This window comes from Corynebacterium sp. HMSC08D02, from assembly GCF_001807505.1.
Taxonomy (GTDB): domain Bacteria; phylum Actinomycetota; class Actinomycetes; order Mycobacteriales; family Mycobacteriaceae; genus Corynebacterium; species Corynebacterium pseudogenitalium.
On record NZ_KV789235.1, the window covers coordinates 1 to 17,686 of the forward strand.

Sequence of the window (17,686 nt, forward strand, 5' to 3'; positions counted from 1 at the left end):
GTGATGCGCTACCAACTGCGCTACATCCGCATGCTCTCCGGAAGCGGAACCTCCGTTGTGCGTGAACAAACATTATCTGTTGGCTCTAAGTTTTCCAAATCGCCAGCACAGGGCCGGTCTTGGCGGGTGCGTACGATGGTGAGGCGCTGGGTTGGCAGGGAAATTGCTGTTACTCGGTGAAAGTGTTGCTGTACTGCGGATTCGTTGAAGGAGTGGAGGGGGTGTAAAGTAGTTCGCGTTCGGTCCTATGGCTCAGTGGAAGAGCGTTCCGTTCACACCGGAAAGGTCGCTGGTTCGATCCCAGCTAGGACCACTGAATGCCCGCCTTGCGGGCATTTTCGCTTTCTATGGTCCGGCACTGGGCATGCTGGGGAACTAATCCGCCATTCGTTACGACTAATGTTGTACTGGTTTAAAGTCAGTTCATTTTGTAGGAGGGGTCCGTATGCCCAAAGCAGGACAAAGGGTACAGCGAACGGCATGGGCTATATTGAGTGCCGTATGTGTAGCTTCTGCGTCGGCCGGATCAGCGGAGGCACATGATGCCGTTATTGGGGGAGATCCATCAAACGGGTCCGTGGTAGCCGAGTTTCCGAAAGAGCTGTCGTTGGAGTTCTCGGGTCAACCCCAGGAAGGCTTCAACACGTTCGCGCTGTCGCGGGTATCGGACAACGAGATCCTCTTTACTGGAGAGCCAGTGCTCGACGGACGATTTGTGTCCCTTGAACTTCCAGAGAAAGTTCGCGAATCTGGTGACAAAGTGCCAGGAGAGTACCGGATCGGATTTCAGATTGTCTCTTCAGATGGGCACGCCACTAAAGGGATGACAACGTTTACATATGCGCCGGAAGGTTCACAAGTTGTCGATGAAACTATGGAAGATTCCGTGCCAACCGCAGAAGTGAGCGGTTCTTCATCCAGTTCCTTTAGCTGGATTTTTGTCGGCGGACTAATCTTGCTTCTTTTCGGTGCTGTAACGGCACTTTTACTGCGTCGCGGCTCCTTGAGCAAAGATTGAGCCAGTACATACACAAGTTTTTAGCAACGATTAAGGAGAAATATGAAAAACATTTGCACTGCAGCTATTTCGGCACTTGGTGTCGCCGCTTTTGCCCTGACGGCTTGCTCGCCATCGCAGGAAAACCCGTCGACATCTGAGCCAACCGCTGCAGAGACAACAACCGTGGAGTCCACTACGACTGCTGCTCCAGACAATGACAAGCTTCAGGGCGAAGGTGATATCCGCGTTGAGTCCGCGGCTATTCGTGCGAAAGCAGAAGCCGGTGCGGAAGGCGGAAAGTCCATGACCGGGTTCTTCGGTACGCTGCACAACACCTCTGACAAGGACATTCACATCGTTGGCTTCACTACGTCACTTGGCGACGCCACCTACGAGATCCACGAGGTGGTAGATGGAGTCATGCGCGAGAAAGAAGGTGGCATCGAGATCCCCGCCGGTGGGACATATGAGCTCAAGCCTGGCGGTGACCACTTCATGATCATGGGCTTCGACCCTGCAATTCCGGCAGGCGACGTGGTCGATGTAACGCTTGAGTTCGCCGACGGAACCGAGGAGCAGATTCCAGACGTAGCCGTTCGCTCTATGCTTCCGGGTGACGAAGACTATGGTGAGCACGGGGAGCTCCAGGGGCACCAACATGGGTCCATGGGTGAAGGCCACAACCACTAATTGAAGGAAAGTCGAATGCCTGTCAACCGTCGTCATTTTCTCGCCGGGACTCTGAGTGTTGCTGCCGCCGGGGCAGCCACAGCTTGCGCGGAAAGCCGCGACGCTGTGGTGAATGCTCAGCAAGAGCCTGCGATAGACCTTGCCACAGCAACGGTTCCGTTTGACGGCATACACCAGGCAGGCATTTCGACGCCTCAACAGTCCTCACTAAATCTGATTGGTTTCAATTTTAAAGATGGCGTCGATAAGCCTGCGATTGTTCGATTGATGCGACTGTGGACTGAGGATGCCCGTGCGTTGACAGCCGGCGAAAACCCGTTGGCAAGCCTGGAACCAGAGATGACGGAACACCCCGCAAACCTCACCATTACCGTGGGGTTGGGAGAGAAGTTTTTTGATATCGCCGCGCCTGAGAGCAAACCGTCGTGGCTCCACGACATTCCGGCGCTCTCGCGAGACGAGCTTTCACGGAACTGGGGCCAGACTGACGTGGTGTTGCAGATTTGCTCAGATGACCCACTGATGTGCGCATGGGCGATGCGTCATATGGTGCGAGCTGGCGTCGATTATGTAGCTACCGCGTGGGTGCAGCAAGGGTTCATGAATAACCCTGCTGTACACCGCGAAGGAACCACGCCACGGAATCTCTTTGGACAGATTGATGGCACGGTAAACCCTCACACTGATGAGGAATACGACGCCCAGGTGTGGGCAAAAGGCGCTGCAGAGTTTGAAGGTGGAACGTCGATGGTGGTTCGTCGAATAGCGATGAACCTTGACACCTGGGAAATGCTCGACCGGACATCCCGTGAAGAGGCCGTCGGGCGCAGGCTAGACAACGGAGCACCCCTTTCGGGCGGCGAAGAGTTCACTCCCGTAGATCTGGAAGCGCGGGACGAATATGGCCTGCCAAAGGTCGATAGAAACTCGCACGTTGCCAGGTCAATGGCGCCTGAAGGGCACCCAGAGCAGAAATTTAAACGGCGCCCTTATAACTACAATTTGCCGCCTGAGCCTGGGCAGGAACAGCTGTCCAACGCTGGCTTAGTGTTCATTGCATTTCAGGAAAACCCAGATACGCAATTCACTCCGGTCCTCAAAAGGCTCGATGAGGCTGACCGACTGAATGAATGGATCACGCACATTGGTTCGGCGGTGTACTGGATACCACCGGGCACGCAGGCGCAAGATGGTGCTCCGAGTTTCTGGGCCGAGTCACTACTCGCGTAGTGAACGCGGTATGATTTTTGCCATGTTTGCCGACCTCAATATTTAAAGGTTCCGGCGAGCTTGTACGAATCCAGCTGGGTGCGTCCAGGTATGACGTACCTCATTGAAGCGCAAAGGAGCGCACGAACATGACGAATAACGACCAAACCCACCTTGCAGCCCAGGCTTTCACGGTCCCGGCGAACACTCCTGCCGGGGTTGCGATGCGCGAATTGTCGCTGCCGAATAAGGGCCCGGAGGCGGTTGTCTGCGTGCAGTCTGAAGACGGGTCGTTGAAGGACCTGTCATTTACGCCGGATGTAGACACCACAGTAACTCCAGTCACCGCGAACACTGAGCTGGGTCGGTCCGTGATTCGCCACTCGTGTGCTCACGTGTTGGCGCAAGCAGTGCAGATTGAGTTTCCGGGGACGAAGTTAGGAATTGGGCCAGCCATTGAGGGTGGCTTCTACTACGACTTCGACGCGGCTGAACCGTTCACACCAGAAGACTTGAAGCTGCTCGAGCGCCGCATGAAGAAGATCATCAAGCAGGGCCAGAAGTTTGTTCGTGGAGTCTATCCGTCGGCTGAAGCGGCAGCAGAGGACCTAGCTGATGAGCCGTACAAGCTTGAACTCGTGCAGGACAAGGGAAACGTGGACCCTGACTCGGACGAAGCTACTGAAGTCGGTCACGGAGAGCTCACCCACTACGACAATGTGAATCCACGGACGAATGAAGTCGAGTGGCGCGATCTGTGCCGCGGGCCTCACGTGCCAACTACTAAGTACATTCCGGCGTTCGCACTGACACGTTCGTCAGCTGCGTACTGGCGTGGCAACCAGAATAACGCCGGGTTGCAGCGTATTTACGGCACCGCCTGGGAGTCGAAAGAAAAGCTCGATGAGCACATGTTGATGCTTGCAGAAGCAGAGAAGCGTGACCACCGTCGTCTTGGCAATGAGCTCGATCTTTTCTCCTTCCCGGAGGAAGTTGGGTCTGGTTTGCCAGTATTCCACCCGGATGGAGGAATTATCCGGATGGTGATGGAGGAACACTCCCGCCAGCGTCACCTCGAGGCAGGCTATTCATTCGTCAACACCCCACACTTGACGAAGGGTGAGCTTTTCGAAAAATCTGGCCACCTGGACTGGTACGCCGACGGCATGTACCCACCGATGCAGCTCGACGGCGAGACCGACGACGAAGGCAATGTGACCAAACAGGCAGTCGATTACTACGTCAAGCCTATGAACTGCCCTATGCACAACCTCATCTTCGATTCACGTGGACGCTCGTACCGTGAATTGCCGCTGCGACTATTCGAGTTTGGTACCGTGTACCGCTACGAGAAGTCCGGCGTGGTGCATGGCCTGACTCGTGCACGCGGTTTTACTCAGGACGATGCCCATATCTACTGCACCGAGGAACAGCTTGAAGACGAGCTGACGAGTGTGTTGGAGTTCATTATTTCTCTGCTCAGAGACTATGGGCTTGATGATTTCTACCTGGAGTTGTCCACCAAGGATCCCGAGAAGTACATCGGTGATGATGATATCTGGGAGCGTTCAACGAGCATCCTAGAATCAGTTGCTACCAAGTCTGGGCTCGAGCTTGTTCCGGACCCAGCAGGTGCAGCGTTCTACGGTCCAAAGATTTCCGTACAGGCTCGCGACGCCATCGGTCGTACCTGGCAGATGTCCACGGTTCAGCTCGACTTCAACCTGCCTGAGCGTTTCGATCTTGAGTACACATCCTCAGACGGAAGCAAGAAGCGACCAGTCATGATTCACCGTGCACTCTTTGGATCAATTGAGCGATTCTTCGGCGTGCTGCTTGAGCACTACGCCGGTGCATTCCCGGCTTGGCTGGCACCGCACCAGGTTGTAGGTATCCCCGTTGCTGACGATTTCGCTGGACACCTTGACGGCATCATCCAGCAGCTGCGGGCGCGCGGCATCCGAGCTGAGGTCGACCATTCCGATGACAGGATGCAGAAGAAGATTCGGACGCACACCACTCACAAGGTTCCGTTCATGCTGCTCGCTGGCGCGCGTGATGTAGAGGCAAACGCTGTAAGCTTCCGCTTCCTCGACGGCACCCAAATTAATGGAGTCGGCGTCGACGAGGCTGTCGAACTTATCACCAACTGGGTGGACGAAAAGTTCAACGAACAACCAACGAAAGAGCTGGTTGAACAGCGCCAGGCTGACCAGTAGAAGTAGAGAGGCGCTCAGAAATGTATGAGGACATTGGAGTTGGTACTCCAGACAGACTTCAGCGTCTTTGGGCGCCGTACCGTTCGAAGTACATCGCGTCAACGCCACGCGATGAGAAGGGGTCAAGTGATCCTTTCGTGCAGATTCCTTCGATGAGCGATGAAGAGGGGCTCATCGTGGCTCGAGGGGAGACCGTCTACGCGGTGCTGAACCTTTATCCGTATAACGCTGGGCATATTTTGGTCGTGCCGTACCGTAAGGTGGCGGAGATTGAAGCCCTGACTGCGGGGGAATCAGCCGAGCTTATGAGGTTCGTAACGCTCGCAGTGAAAACTCTCAAGGCGGTATCAGACCCCGAAGCGATAAACGTTGGCATGAATTTAGGCAGGGCCTCCGGAGGCTCTATCGGAGATCACCTACACGTGCATGTGGTCCCGAGGTGGGCAGGGGACTCAAATTTTATGACAGTCATCACTGGCACCAAGGTGCTTCCGCAGCTGCTGCGTGAAACGCGCCAACTATTAGCAGAGAGCTGGAAAGAAGTGGCGGCTCAACAGACTGGAGGGGAGTAGGCAGATGCTCAGTGTTCATGGACGAAAGCCTGCTGCTGTTGTCGTAGAACCGGTCGCCACTGCATTGCTTAAAGCTGGTCTAACACCGAATTGGACAACGCTTGGTGGAACAGCGCTCACTGTGTTGGTAGCCGTCGTGCTCATTCCAACTGACCATCTTGTTTTGGCAGCTATTCTGAGTGGCCTTTTCGCGGCTTTTGACATGGTGGATGGCACGATGGCCCGTCTCCGCGGGGGAGGGACTGCTTTCGGAGCTACGCTTGACGCAAGTTGTGACAGGATTACTGACGGAGCGCTCTTCGGTGCCATCGTGTTCTGGCTGGTGTACGTAGATCAAGCTTCTCCGGCGCATGTCGCAGTTTGCCTTGCGGTACTAGTACTCTCCCAGGTGATTAGTTACGTAAAGGCGCGCGCGGAGGCCGGGGGGATCAAGATTGTTGGAGGGCTGGTTGAGCGACCTGAGCGTCTTCTCATCGCGCTTGTCGCGCTGGGGTTGGAAGGCTTCGGCGTGCCGTACGCCATTGAATGCGGGCTTTGGCTGCTGTTTTTCGGCTCGATATATACGGTTGCGCAGCGACTCGTTATTGCAGCGAAGGATCCTGCATCCAAGCGGCAGATTGCCGCGCCAGCAGGAGCTAAAACGTTTGGGTCGCGCTAGGACCGAAGCACGCATGCACACGTTCAAAGATGAGTGCGTATATCGCAGCTACTGGATGGGGTGGAAGCTGCTATCAATGCTGCCCTACAGTATCGCCTACCGTCTGATGATGTTCGTCGCCGACATTTACTCTCGCAATGGGAGGTTACCGGAGCAACTTCGTAAGAATCTCTCGCGTGTGGTTGGACCTGAGAACGTCACGCGTTCGCTTGTGAAGAACTCGATGCGGTCATACATGCGGTATTGGCTCGAGGTCTTTTGCCTGCAGAAAGTAATCTCGAACGAACGGTTTCACAAGCAATTCTCTGCATCGATACAAGGAATTGAGCATCTGGAGTATGCGATTCAACAAGGCAAGGGTGTAGTACTCGCATTACCACACTCGGGGAACTGGGATCTTGCGGGCGCATGGCTTGCTCACCGATACGGGAGCTTTTCGACGGTCGCGGAGCGGGTAGAGCCCGAAGAGCTCTACGATGCGTTTTTGGAATTTCGACGTGGGTTAGGAATCCAGGTGATTCCTTCGCGTGGTGCGTCGAGACCTCCAATGCAGCTCCTCGAGGAAGCTCTGTACAAACAGGGGATTGTCTGCTTGTTGGCAGATCGTGATCTCGGTGGGCACGGGGTGCCGGTAGCATTTTTTGGAGAGCAGACGACAATGCCCGCCGGTCCGGCAGTATTAGCGGAGAAAACCGGTGCGACACTGCTCGCAGTGCACAATGCCTTTGAGCGTTCAGGCAGCATGGATGGGTGGGTGACTAGCGTATCGCCGCCGATTGTTGCAGATTCCGTAGAAGGTAAAGTGGAAAAGCTTGCGGGCTGGTTTGAGCGCGGAATCAAAAAGCACCCACAAGACTGGCATGTGCTTCAGCCGTTTTGGATCGCAGACCGGAAGAAAAAGGTAGCGAAGGGATGAAAATTGGTATCGTGTGCCCGTATTCTTTCGACGAACCAGGCGGGGTTCAAGCGCACATCCTTGACTTAGCTGAATCACTTTTGCGTCAAGGGCATGAAGTGAAAGTGCTCGGGCCTGCGCGTGATGACACGCCTCTTCCCGAGTTTGTAAAGAAAGGCGGGCGTTCGTTACCTATTCCGTATAACGGCTCTGTCGCGCGCCTGTCGTTCGGCCCTAAAGTTTTTACGACTACTCGCGAATTCCTGTGTGATGGCGACTTTGATGTATTGCACATCCATGAGCCCAATTCTCCTAGCTATTCGCTCGCAGCGCTTATGTTGGCTTCGGGGCCGATCGTCGCTACATACCACACGTCTACAACTGGGTCTCGCATTTTGCAGCTTGCACTGCCGTTCTTGCGGAAATATTTAGAAAAGATCCGCGGGGGTATCGCAGTAAGCGAGCTTGCTCGGAGGTGGCAGGTTGAACAGATCGGGGCCGATCCAATCGTTATCCCGAACGGAGTGGACACTCGGAAGTTCGTAGCCGCCCGGAAGCTAGCGCCGTTGAGCTCCGTCAGGCCTGTTCGAATCGCATTCTTGGGGCGTATCGACGAGCCAAGAAAGGGGCTAACGCTGCTTCTCGAAGCGTTCGATCACCTTGAAGGACGAGTCGAACTCACGGTGATCGGAAGCGGGGAGCCTCGGCAGATTCCAGGAGTGAACTTCGTCGGTCGCGTAAGCGAGGAGGAAAAGGCGAGATTGCTGGGGGCGTCGGATATATTTGTCGCTCCGAACACTGGGGGCGAATCGTTTGGCATCATTCTCGTGGAAGCGATGGCTGCGGGCTGCGCTGTTGTGGCCAGTGATCTAGAGGCCTTTTCGCTGGTATGTGATGCAGAATCACCTGACCCTGCCGGGATTCTTTTTCCTGTAGGTGATGTTGCCGAGTTGACAAAGGCGTTACAGGCTTTGATTGACGACGCTGCTTTGCGCCTGGAGATGGGCAGAAGAGGGCAACTGCGAGCCGCGCAGTATGACTGGTCGACAGTGACTGCTCAGATTATGGCTGTATACGAAGCAGTAAGTGTTGGTGAGAAGGTGACACTCGCATGACAACTATCGCCCTAGTGGTGTTCGCAGCGGTAATCACGCTGCTGTTTGCCTGGGCATATTTCACTGCGCAACGGCTACACCGCCTCCATATCCGTCTCGACCGTTCACGCGACGCACTTCAAGCTGCGCTCGACCAACGCTGTGCTGTCATTGCCGCACTGTATCCGGAAATGCGCGAGGAGTGCCGGATCATCGAATCATTGCGTTTGACTCCAGTTGACGTAGAGGAACGACTTCAGTCCGAACAAGAAATGCGGAAACACATCGAGAGACAAGGGTCGATGCTTCCCGCTGATATTGACGCTGCAGATACACGTGTGGCAATTGCACTGCGGTTTTATAACGACGCTGTCAGCGATGTTCGTTCGCTACGGCTACGGCCCGCCGTAAGGCTTCTTCGATTGGGTGGGACCGCAGCCCTGCCAGCCTTCGCTTCGCTTTCCCTTTAGCGGCTGAACCTTGCTCGCGGTTCTGCAGCTCAACCTGTTCGGGCGTATAGTAGGTTGACGTTCAATTACCAATAGTCAACCGTTTTAAGCGAAGGGATACCGGATGTCTGGCCACTCAAAGTGGGCTACTACTAAACATAAGAAGGCCGCGAACGACGCAAAGCGTTCCAAGCTCTGGGCGAAACTGATCAAAGATATCGAGGTTGCAGCTCGCACTGGTGGCGGCGATCCAGCAGGCAACCCGACGCTTGATGACATGATCAAGAAGGCGAAGAAGGCGTCGGTCCCGAACGACAACATCGAACGTGCGCGTAAGCGTGGATCGGGCGAGGAAGCCGGCGGCTCTGACTGGGAGTCGGTGATGTACGAGGGGTACGGCCCGAACGGTGTCGCTCTGTTGATCGAGTGCCTGACGGATAACCGTAATCGAGCAGCGACTGAGGTTCGTACGGCAATGACCAGGAACGGCGGTAATCTTGGTGAAACCGGCTCTGTGGGCTACATGTTCAATCGCGTCGGTGTCGTCACGGTGGCGAAAGGGGAGCTCACCGAGGACGATGTGTTGATGGCGGTACTTGACGCTGGTGCAGAAGAAGTTAACGATCTTGGCGAAGAGTTTGAAGTTACCTGTCAGCCGACCGACCTTGCCGCAGTCCGCGAGGCGTTAGTGGAGGCCGGTATCGAGGTTGAGGGCTCTGAGCAGGACTTCCGTGCTGACGTGGAAGTTGAACTGGATGCATCTGCTGCTGAAAAGAATCTGAAGCTGATTGATGCCCTCGAAGACTCTGATGATGTACAGAATGTGTACTCGAACATGTCTATTCCTGACGAGATCGCAGCCGAGCTCGACTTGTAAGGCGTAGTCTGTTTTTCAACCACCATTCGTTGCGGCGAGTGGTGGTTCTTTTTCAGACTATGGTAGAACATATGTGCCAGTACAATATTCGGCGGAAGGAAGCGCGGTGAACCTCCAAGGTCTGAGGGTAATGGGCATAGATCCTGGTTTGACCCGATGCGGCCTTTCGGTAGTTCAAGCGGGGAGAGGGCGTCAGGTCATACCGATTGCCGTCGGTGTAGCGCGCACTCCTTCCGATGTGGAACTATCGGAGCGTTTATTGCGGATCTCGAAGTCGGTAAGCGACTGGATGGATGAGTATAAGCCCGACGTGGTTGCGATGGAGCGAATTTTCGAACGCAGTAACGTTTCCACCGTGATGCATACTGCCCACGCCGTCGGGGTAATGGTCCTCGCCGCTGCAGAGCGCGATATACCAGTGCACATGTATACGCCCTCAGAGGTAAAAAAGTCGGTTTCTGGTAATGGGCGTGCTGATAAGAAACAGATGACTACGATGATTACACGTATTCTTGGTCTGAGCGAGCCACCAAAGCCAGCAGATGCTGCAGACGCGTTGGCCATCGCTGTTTGCCATTGCTGGCGAGCCCCGTTGCTTGCCCGAGCTTCCGCTATTGAAAAACTGAGAAAGAACTAGTTCATGATTGATTCCCTCCACGGTGACGTCCTTTCGATTGGCCTCGATCATGCTGTTATTGGCTGCGGGGGCGTTGGGTATCGCTTTTTAGCGACGCCACCAACGCTCAGTCGCCTAACTCGTGGTGAGCATGCGGATGTAGTCACCAGTCTGGTGGTCCGCGATGACGGTATGACCTTGTATGGGTTCGCGGATGAGGACTCGCGGTCTATGTTTCACAAGCTTCAAACCGTGAGTGGGCTAGGGCCAAAGCTGGCGATGGCAGCACTGGCAGTCTTTGGGCCTGGGGAACTGGCCGAATTGATTTCCAGCGGTGATGCGAAGAAGATTCAAACAATTCCTGGCGTCGGTAAGAAGATGGCAGAACGAATCGTGTTGGAGCTGAAAGATAAGGTTGTCGGCTTGTTTGAAACGGGCAGCGAAGCGAGCCACGGAGCAACGGCTCCGGCTGCTTCAGACTCAGGCATCAGTGAGCAGATTGTAGAAGCACTGGTTGGGCTTGGATTCACCGAGCGTAGTGCACGGACTGTCGTCGAACCTCTCGTTGCGGAACAACCGGATACTGATCCATCGAATCTGTTGCGCGAAGCGCTGAAGACGCTATCGAAAAAGTAGGTGGGGTTCATGTCAGATGTTGAAAAAACCGTATTCCAGTTGCCGGATGATCTTTCACGTCCCGATGGGGCTCCCGTCAGTGTCAATGCGCATAGTGATGAACACGATATTGAGAGGTCTCTTCGTCCGAAGTCGCTTGATGAGTTCATCGGACAGCCGAAAGTGCGTGAGCAGCTCAGTCTTGTACTCGCGGGTGCAAGTCAACGAAGCGTCACACCGGACCACATCTTGCTTTCCGGTCCGCCAGGGCTAGGAAAGACAACGATGGCGATGATCATCGCGCAGGAACTCGGAACTTCCTTGCGGATGACCTCTGGTCCAGCGCTTGAACGTGCTGGTGACCTCGCTGCGATGCTTTCGAATCTTATGGAAGGCGATGTCCTCTTTATCGATGAGATTCACCGTATTGCACGGCCTGCGGAGGAAATGCTGTATATGGCAATGGAGGACTTCCGTATTGACGTCATTGTTGGAAAGGGGCCCGGGGCGACGTCAATTCCACTTGAGATTCCACCGTTCACCCTGGTCGGTGCAACGACTCGCGCTGGTATGCTCACTGGTCCGTTGCGGGATCGTTTCGGTTTTACGGCACAGATGGAGTTTTACGAGGTTACTGACTTGAGGCACGTGGTCGAACGTGCTGCGAAGATCTTGCAAGTTGAGATCGACAAGGAGGCAGCAGTCGAAATCGCTTCACGTTCACGGGGAACTCCGCGTATTGCGAATAGATTGCTGCGACGTGTTCGTGATTGGGCAGATGTGCATGGCAGCGGACGAATCGATATTCAAGCGGCGCGTGCTGCGCTGGAGGTGTTTGACGTTGACGACCTCGGGCTTGATCGGCTCGACAGAGCGGTCCTGAATTCGCTCATTCGTGGCCACGGTGGGGGACCTGTTGGCGTCAATACACTGGCAATTGCTGTAGGGGAGGAACCGTCTACAGTCGAAGAAGTATGCGAGCCTTACCTGGTGCGAGCAGGATTGATGGCACGAACTGGTCGTGGCCGCGTTGCTACGGCGGCTGCCTGGCAGCACCTTGGAATTGATCCGCCACCGGATGCTCCAGGACAGGCACTCGTTTCAACATAATTGGGAGTATGTCAATATAGAGCTATGGAAATCATCCTTATTTTGCTCGTCCTATTGGTGTTCATGCTTCCGTCAATCTTGATGATGCGAAGCCAGAAGAAGCGTCAGCAACAGGTACAGGAGATGCAGTCCTCCATTCAGCCCGGTGACCATGTTGTGACGGTTTCTGGCCTTCATGGAGACGTTGTTGACGCAGATAACGCTACGCTTCGAATTGAAATTGCCCCTGGTGTTGTCGTCAAGATGGAGACCGCCGGAATTATGAAGCGAGAGGCAGTCGAGTCCGCGGTTCAGGAACCTACAGCAGACGATTCGGAACAACGTCCGGAATAGTCCATCTCAGCGTTACGGCAAATGCTGTCTAGCTGTCTTTACCGATATGACAGTTGATGACGTACGATAAATCGATGTGCACCACACCCCGCTTTACCCAAAGTTTCGGGCAAAGCGGGGTGTGGCAGTGAAATAACGTAGAAATAGAGGAGTTAGCTCGGTGTCCAAGAACACTCAGCGTTCCGGCGAGTTGAGATCAAAGCGGAAGTGGCCTGCGCGCGCGCTGGCGCTTTTTGCGCTCATCGTCATTGGCGTGTACTCATTAGTATTTTTCACGGGCGATAAGTCCGCAACCCCGAAGCTTGGTATCGACCTGCAGGGCGGTACTCGCGTGACCCTCGTTCCGCAGGGAGACGAGCCAACTCGCGAACAGCTCGACGAAGCGCGAAACATTCTTGAGAAGCGTGTGAACGGCATGGGTGTTTCCGGCGCGACTGTCGTCGTTGACGGCAATACCCTAGTGATCACTGCCGCGGGCGACGACACATCGGAAGTACGTAATATTGGGCAGACTTCGCAGCTGCTGTTCCGTCCGGTAATGCAACCGCCTGCACCTTCCGCAGATTCGATTGGTGAGGTCTTCGCAAAGACCGCGAACGATTGGATCCGGTATGGGGTTTTGACCGCGGATCAAGCCAAGGCGATTGGCGATCAGGTGAAGAAGCAGGTTGCCGAACAGGGGCAAACCGTTGAGATTCCTGCTATTGATGCGAAACCGTTGCCTGAGCCGAATGGTCCTGTGGAGTCCTCGGAGCGCAGGGCTGACCAGGCTGAGATGCTCAAGGCAACTCGTCAGTCTGAAGACCCTACCCAGCAATTCGTTGCTATGTCGATGCTGAGCGCGTTGTGTGCCGTGCAACCTACTGATCCATTGGCCGGGACCGATGACGAAGCAGCACCACTTGTAGCCTGTGACCCTTCATCTGGCCAGGTACTGCTCCTCGGCGAGGTGCCATTGCTCGCAGGTGTTACTGATACGGACGGCCCGCGTCTCACCGGTGAACAGATCGACACTGGTCGCTCGATCACTGGTGGATTCAACCCGCAGTCGAGCCAGATGGAGATCAACTTCGCTTTCAGCCAGGCAGGCGAGTTTAATGGCTCGTCTACCTGGGCGCAGCTGACGAGTGAGATGATCGGGCAGCAGATCGCGATCACACTGGACTCACAAATTATCTCCGCACCTGTCATTCAGGGCGCAACCCCAGTCGGTTCCGCAACCTCTATTACAGGCAACTTCACTCAGGAGGAAGCTGAGAGCCTCGCAAACAACCTGCGTTACGGTGCGTTGCCGCTTTCTTTCGCGGGTGAGAATGGCGAACCTGGTGGTACAGCGATGACAGTGCCGCCGTCACTTGGTCTGGCATCCTTGCAGGCTGGCTTCTATGCAGGCATTGTCGGTCTGATTTTGGTCGCAATTTTCGTGTTCTTCTACTACCGGCTCTATGGTCTTATTTCCCTGGCTACGCTTTTCTTTGCGGGTCTTCTCGTTTACGGCTCGCTAGTTCTGTTGGGGCGCTGGATCGGCTACTCGCTGGACCTCTCCGGCGTCGCCGGTTTGATCATTGGTATTGGTACTACTGCGGACTCCTTCGTTGTCATCTACGAACGCATCAAGGACGAAGTTCGTAAGGGCAAGACTTTCCGCTCTGCATCTGCCTCCGGCTGGGATCGAGCGAAAGATACAATTATTACCGGTAACATGGTGACCCTGATCGGCGCGGTCATTATTTACTTCCTTGCGGTTGGCGATGTGAAGGGCTTCGCATTCACGATGGGCCTTACGACCGTATTTGACCTGCTAGTGACGTTCTTGGTCACTGCTCCGCTCATGGTGTTCGCTTCCCGGTCCCGGTTCTGGTCGAAGCCAGCTGTCAACGGTATGACCAAAGTGTTTGCTGCAGCGCAGCATGACAAGGACGTGAGCGAGGAAGCTCATCAAGGCGTGGCTGCAGAAGCCGCGTCGGAAAGTATTGAGGTGAAGTAGCAATGTCGTCATCGCAAATTGAAACCGTTGCTTCCGTCGTACCAACTGTCGAGGAGCCCGGCCGTTGGGAGCGTCTGTACACGGGCGATGCGGCGATCGATTTCGTCGGTCGCCGTAAGCTCTGGTACGGGATCACCATGGCACTGGTAGTTATCTCGCTGCTTGCGATGCTGGTCCGTGGATTCAACCTTGGTATCGACTTCGAAGGCGGTACCAAACTCTCGATGCCGGCCGATGATCTCGTTGCCGAAGAAGTCGAGGAAACATTTATTGACGCGACCGGCGTCACTCCTGAACTGACTCAGATTATTGGTGCTGGTGATGCCCGGACGCTTGAGATTAATGCTGAGCATCTGAGCCAGGAACAAATCGACCAAGCGCGGCAGGCGATCTTTGAGAAGCATCACACCAAGAATGCTGAAGGGGAAGTGTCTGCCGACGCAATTGGTGATTCGACTGTTTCCGAATCGTGGGGTGACACAATCACGAAGCGGATGTTGATGGCGATGCTGGTCTTCCTCGTCGCTGCAGCCGTGTACGTGGCTGTCCGCCTGCAACGAGAGATGGCCATCGCGGCGATGGGTGCATTGATCATTGACGGCATATTGATCGTAGGGTTCTATGCACTCTTCGGGCTGGAAATTACCCCAGCGATGATTATCGGTCTGCTTACCGTTTTGACGTTCTCCATTTATGACACCGTGATCGTCTTCGACAAGGTGAAGGAGAACACTAGCGGTGTATTGGACTCGCGTCGTTCGACTTATGCTGAAGAAGCGAACTTGGCAGTGAATCAAACGGTCATGCGCTCGATTTCAACTTCCGTCATTTCTGCACTCCCGATCGTCGCGCTGATGATTGTTGCAGTTTGGATGCTCGGTGTGGGTACACTCCGGGATCTCGCCTTGATCCAGCTGATCGGCGTCATCGAAGGTATCTTCTCCTCGCTATTCCTCGCGACTCCGCTGCTGGTAACGCTTATGGAGCGCAAGCGCGTTTACAAGGAACACAACGTTGAAGTAGAGAAATACCGCGCCGGTGAGATCGTCGACCACGACGATGAAGCCACTGTAAAGCCAAAGCGCACCGTTGATACACCGGTTCGTAGTGCTGTGGAAGGCAGCGATGGAGACGAATCGCCGGCAATGAGCACTTGGCGGCCGTCGACACGCTAGGTAAACCAAGTATGAGTAGCGTATTTTCACGCGCCGTTGCTGCATGTTCTGTCGTGTTTTTAGCAACGGCGTGTTCCGACGGTGGTCCAGCGTCGAACTCTAATAGCGAAGAGTTTGGCTATCAGGTACAAGCACCACTGGTCACAGTGAACGCGGGTAGCGCTGAGGGGCACTCGACGTTGGCGCAAGAACTATCTGGTCGTTTGTACCCCGGAGTTTATGTTCCGGGCCCCAACGGGCAAATGATCCCTAATACCGACTTAGTAGAGACACAAGTGCTGCCCGGCGACAGGCGTCAGGTGATTTACACCATCTCCGATGCTGCAGTGTTCTCCGACAATACCCCAGTAACGTGTAATGACTACCTGTTGACGTTCACAGCTGGGAAGCTACCAGAGCTCTTCGGTTCATGGATGCCTCTTTTCGACGACGCTGATACATTGGCATGTCAACCCGGATCAAAAACTTTCACTCTCACAATGAAGGAGAACCGTGGCGCCCGTTGGCGCGACCTTTTTGAACCCGGAACAGTTTTGCCGTCACACGCAGTTGCAGCGCGTGTCGGAATGCCGGCGGAAGAGCTCGTTGATGTGCTTACTGTGCGTGACCCAATGAGCCTTCGAAGCATTGCAGATATTTGGCGTCACGGTTTTGACCTGAAGCAGTACGATCCTGAACTTCAAGTATCTTTCGGACCGTACAAGATTGAGAGTGTTGGTAAAGAAGGCGAAGTAGTCCTCGTCGCTAATGATTCCTATTACGGTGATGCTCCAGCGCTGCAGAAGATCGTGGTCTGGCCGGGGAATGCAGATTCCGGTGAACTAGTTGCCTCCGGCGGATTGAAAATCGGCAACCTCGAAGAACCAGCACCAGACTGGTACGACGTAAACGCAGAGAGAGAACCAGTTGATGTGACCAGCGTTGTGGGGGAACTGACTGACGCGTTGGTCATGGCCAAGTCAGGCCCCTGGGCAGAACCAGAACGGCGCAGGGCGCTTGCTCACTGTGTGAATCCGTCTGAAGTCGCACAAACTTCCTCGAAGATGTCGGGCCTAGAGGTTGCAGCTGCTCCAGTGCAAGTAGTTGCGCATAGTGACCCGCTGGCGTCGAAAATTGAAAGTGTCGGTGAGACGGCAACTGAGTATGACGTCGAAAAGGCACGTGCTGCAAGTGGCAGTGTTCTACGGATCTCGACGTCGATGCGGTCGGCACGGATCTCCGCAATGATTCAGACGATCCGAGCACAGTGCGAACCGGCGGGTATTGAAGTTCTCGACCAGTCGGAGAATCTAGCGACGTTGGCCGAGTTGCCGGGCTATGCCATGGACGAACAAGGCCAGATCGTAGAGAAAGAGGGCACCATCGATGCGCTTTTGATGCCAATCGATTCTCAAGTTGAGTACCCAGCTGCGAACAATCGGGTGCAGGAACTCGACGCATTGCGGCGTCAAGAGAATTGGCTTTGGCGGGAGATTCCGATTCTGCCACTTTCAGCACAGCCTCGCTCGTTCGCGATTGATCAGCGAGTTGGAAACGTTGTTATGTACACAGGCTTGTCGGGAATTGGCTGGAATATGGATCGATGGTCCGTTGATGAGTAAAGAAATGAAGCTATCCAAGGAGAAACCCATGGGCGATTCGAAGGACACGTTTGAAAGCGCAAAGGAAGCGCTTCGAGAAAAGATCCGTAAAGTACCAGATTTTCCCGAAAAGGGCGTGTTGTTTGAAGACCTCACACCGGTGCTTGCAGATGCGCATGCCTTGCGGGTTGTTATCAAAGAAATGGCGCGTGTATCTGAGAATCTTGGAGCAGACCTTGTTGGCGGGCTGGATGCCCGTGGTTTTCTCCTGGGCTCAGCTGTTGCATACGAGATGGGCGTAGGCATCCTCGCCATCCGTAAGAAGGGGAAGCTCCCTCCGCCGGTGATTACACAGGAATACAAAACCGAGTACAGCACTGCAGCTTTGGAAATCCCGGCGTCGGGAATTGACCTGGACGGTAAGAAGGTTGTTCTCGTTGACGATGTGCTTGCTACTGGCGGAACTCTTTCCGCAGCAACCGATTTAATCCAACGCGCAGGTGGTAGCGTTGTTGGATACGTAGTAATGCTCGAGGTACAAGGACTGGACGGTAGAAGCCGCTTAGGAGATGTTCCCGTGGTAGTGCTCGACCAATAGGAGAGTTTG

19 protein-coding genes and 1 tRNA gene are annotated in these 17,686 nt (G+C 54.7%); all 20 read left to right on the plus strand.

All coding sequences use genetic code 11. The features are described from left to right. The coding region (locus tag HMPREF3170_RS11810; RefSeq protein ID WP_210385486.1) for a hypothetical protein at positions 1-180 on the plus strand (180 nt) is incomplete at its 5' end. A gap of 61 nt (positions 181-241) precedes the next feature. After that, positions 242-313, plus strand: a tRNA-Val gene (locus tag HMPREF3170_RS00295). Between the two features lie 132 nt (positions 314-445). Then, complete coding sequence (locus HMPREF3170_RS00300) at positions 446-1,018, plus strand: copper resistance CopC family protein (RefSeq protein ID WP_070477006.1); 573 nt, start codon at positions 446-448, stop codon at positions 1,016-1,018. Positions 1,019-1,060: 42 nt separating this feature from the next. Further along, positions 1,061-1,690, plus strand: a complete 630-nt coding sequence (locus tag HMPREF3170_RS00305; protein WP_070477008.1) for a copper chaperone PCu(A)C — start codon at positions 1,061-1,063, stop codon at positions 1,688-1,690. Between the two features lie 15 nt (positions 1,691-1,705). After that, positions 1,706-2,920, plus strand: a complete 1,215-nt coding sequence (locus HMPREF3170_RS00310) for a Dyp-type peroxidase (RefSeq protein WP_070477010.1) — start codon at positions 1,706-1,708, stop codon at positions 2,918-2,920. Between the two features lie 128 nt (positions 2,921-3,048). Then, positions 3,049-5,118: a threonine--tRNA ligase gene (gene thrS, locus HMPREF3170_RS00315; RefSeq protein ID WP_070362367.1), complete on the plus strand. Its 2,070-nt coding sequence runs from the start codon at positions 3,049-3,051 to the stop codon at positions 5,116-5,118. Positions 5,119-5,138: 20 nt separating this feature from the next. Next, positions 5,139-5,690 carry an ATP adenylyltransferase gene (locus HMPREF3170_RS00320; RefSeq protein WP_070362368.1) on the plus strand — a complete coding sequence of 184 codons (552 nt, stop codon included), beginning with the start codon at positions 5,139-5,141 and terminating at the stop codon, positions 5,688-5,690. A 4-nt stretch (positions 5,691-5,694) separates the two neighbouring features. Beyond that, positions 5,695-6,348: a phosphatidylinositol phosphate synthase gene (pgsA, locus tag HMPREF3170_RS00325; RefSeq protein ID WP_070362369.1), complete on the plus strand. Its 654-nt coding sequence runs from the start codon at positions 5,695-5,697 to the stop codon at positions 6,346-6,348. Between the two features lie 13 nt (positions 6,349-6,361). Then, positions 6,362-7,264: a phosphatidylinositol mannoside acyltransferase gene (locus tag HMPREF3170_RS00330; protein WP_070477186.1), complete on the plus strand. Its 903-nt coding sequence runs from the start codon at positions 6,362-6,364 to the stop codon at positions 7,262-7,264. After that, the gene (locus HMPREF3170_RS00335) at positions 7,261-8,358 is read left to right on the plus strand and encodes a glycosyltransferase family 4 protein (RefSeq protein WP_070477012.1); all 1,098 of its coding nucleotides are present in this window, start codon (positions 7,261-7,263) and stop codon (positions 8,356-8,358) included. The genes HMPREF3170_RS00330 and HMPREF3170_RS00335 overlap by 4 nt, the downstream gene beginning before the upstream one ends. Beyond that, entirely contained in the window at positions 8,355-8,807 is a 453-nt protein-coding gene (locus HMPREF3170_RS00340; protein WP_070477014.1) for a hypothetical protein, read from the plus strand. The genes HMPREF3170_RS00335 and HMPREF3170_RS00340 overlap by 4 nt, the downstream gene beginning before the upstream one ends. A 103-nt stretch (positions 8,808-8,910) precedes the next feature. Beyond that, positions 8,911-9,663 carry a YebC/PmpR family DNA-binding transcriptional regulator gene (locus tag HMPREF3170_RS00345; RefSeq protein WP_070362373.1) on the plus strand — a complete coding sequence of 251 codons (753 nt, stop codon included), beginning with the start codon at positions 8,911-8,913 and terminating at the stop codon, positions 9,661-9,663. 106 nt (positions 9,664-9,769) lie between these two features. Then, positions 9,770-10,300, plus strand: a complete 531-nt coding sequence (ruvC, locus tag HMPREF3170_RS00350; RefSeq protein WP_070362374.1) for a crossover junction endodeoxyribonuclease RuvC — start codon at positions 9,770-9,772, stop codon at positions 10,298-10,300. A gap of 3 nt (positions 10,301-10,303) precedes the next feature. Then, positions 10,304-10,915, plus strand: a complete 612-nt coding sequence (ruvA, locus tag HMPREF3170_RS00355) for a Holliday junction branch migration protein RuvA (protein ID WP_070477015.1) — start codon at positions 10,304-10,306, stop codon at positions 10,913-10,915. 9 nt (positions 10,916-10,924) lie between these two features. Next, complete coding sequence (ruvB, locus tag HMPREF3170_RS00360) at positions 10,925-12,004, plus strand: Holliday junction branch migration DNA helicase RuvB (protein ID WP_070477188.1); 1,080 nt, start codon at positions 10,925-10,927, stop codon at positions 12,002-12,004. A gap of 24 nt (positions 12,005-12,028) precedes the next feature. Next, a complete protein-coding gene (yajC, locus tag HMPREF3170_RS00365) occupies positions 12,029-12,337 on the plus strand; it encodes a preprotein translocase subunit YajC (protein WP_070477017.1) in 309 nt (102 codons plus the stop codon). A 160-nt stretch (positions 12,338-12,497) separates the two neighbouring features. Then, positions 12,498-14,324, plus strand: coding sequence for a protein translocase subunit SecD (gene secD / locus HMPREF3170_RS00370; protein ID WP_083290770.1), 1,827 nt, complete (start codon positions 12,498-12,500; stop codon positions 14,322-14,324). Between the two features lie 2 nt (positions 14,325-14,326). After that, positions 14,327-15,499: a protein translocase subunit SecF gene (gene secF, locus HMPREF3170_RS00375; RefSeq protein ID WP_070477018.1), complete on the plus strand. Its 1,173-nt coding sequence runs from the start codon at positions 14,327-14,329 to the stop codon at positions 15,497-15,499. Positions 15,500-15,741: 242 nt separating this feature from the next. Continuing rightward, entirely contained in the window at positions 15,742-17,100 is a 1,359-nt protein-coding gene (locus tag HMPREF3170_RS00380) for an ABC transporter substrate-binding protein (RefSeq protein WP_246814879.1), read from the plus strand. 28 nt (positions 17,101-17,128) lie between these two features. Next, entirely contained in the window at positions 17,129-17,677 is a 549-nt protein-coding gene (locus HMPREF3170_RS00385; RefSeq protein ID WP_070477021.1) for an adenine phosphoribosyltransferase, read from the plus strand. Positions 17,678-17,686 lie beyond the last annotated feature (9 nt).

Coding starts and splice junctions, on each gene's coding strand:
- HMPREF3170_RS00335 (WP_070477012.1), top strand. CDS start 7,261: ATGAAAATTGGTATCGTGTGCCCGTATTCTTTCGACGAACCAGGCGGG.
- HMPREF3170_RS00345 (WP_070362373.1), top strand. CDS start 8,911: ATGTCTGGCCACTCAAAGTGGGCTACTACTAAACATAAGAAGGCCGCG.
- pgsA (WP_070362369.1), top strand. CDS start 5,695: ATGCTCAGTGTTCATGGACGAAAGCCTGCTGCTGTTGTCGTAGAACCG.
- ruvB (WP_070477188.1), top strand. CDS start 10,925: ATGTCAGATGTTGAAAAAACCGTATTCCAGTTGCCGGATGATCTTTCA.
- secF (WP_070477018.1), top strand. CDS start 14,327: ATGTCGTCATCGCAAATTGAAACCGTTGCTTCCGTCGTACCAACTGTC.
- HMPREF3170_RS00380 (WP_246814879.1), top strand. CDS start 15,742: ATGATCCCTAATACCGACTTAGTAGAGACACAAGTGCTGCCCGGCGAC.
- yajC (WP_070477017.1), top strand. CDS start 12,029: ATGGAAATCATCCTTATTTTGCTCGTCCTATTGGTGTTCATGCTTCCG.
- HMPREF3170_RS00385 (WP_070477021.1), top strand. CDS start 17,129: ATGGGCGATTCGAAGGACACGTTTGAAAGCGCAAAGGAAGCGCTTCGA.
- thrS (WP_070362367.1), top strand. CDS start 3,049: ATGACGAATAACGACCAAACCCACCTTGCAGCCCAGGCTTTCACGGTC.
- HMPREF3170_RS00300 (WP_070477006.1), top strand. CDS start 446: ATGCCCAAAGCAGGACAAAGGGTACAGCGAACGGCATGGGCTATATTG.
- ruvA (WP_070477015.1), top strand. CDS start 10,304: ATGATTGATTCCCTCCACGGTGACGTCCTTTCGATTGGCCTCGATCAT.
- HMPREF3170_RS00340 (WP_070477014.1), top strand. CDS start 8,355: ATGACAACTATCGCCCTAGTGGTGTTCGCAGCGGTAATCACGCTGCTG.
- HMPREF3170_RS00305 (WP_070477008.1), top strand. CDS start 1,061: ATGAAAAACATTTGCACTGCAGCTATTTCGGCACTTGGTGTCGCCGCT.
- HMPREF3170_RS00320 (WP_070362368.1), top strand. CDS start 5,139: ATGTATGAGGACATTGGAGTTGGTACTCCAGACAGACTTCAGCGTCTT.
- HMPREF3170_RS00330 (WP_070477186.1), top strand. CDS start 6,362: ATGCACACGTTCAAAGATGAGTGCGTATATCGCAGCTACTGGATGGGG.
- HMPREF3170_RS00310 (WP_070477010.1), top strand. CDS start 1,706: ATGCCTGTCAACCGTCGTCATTTTCTCGCCGGGACTCTGAGTGTTGCT.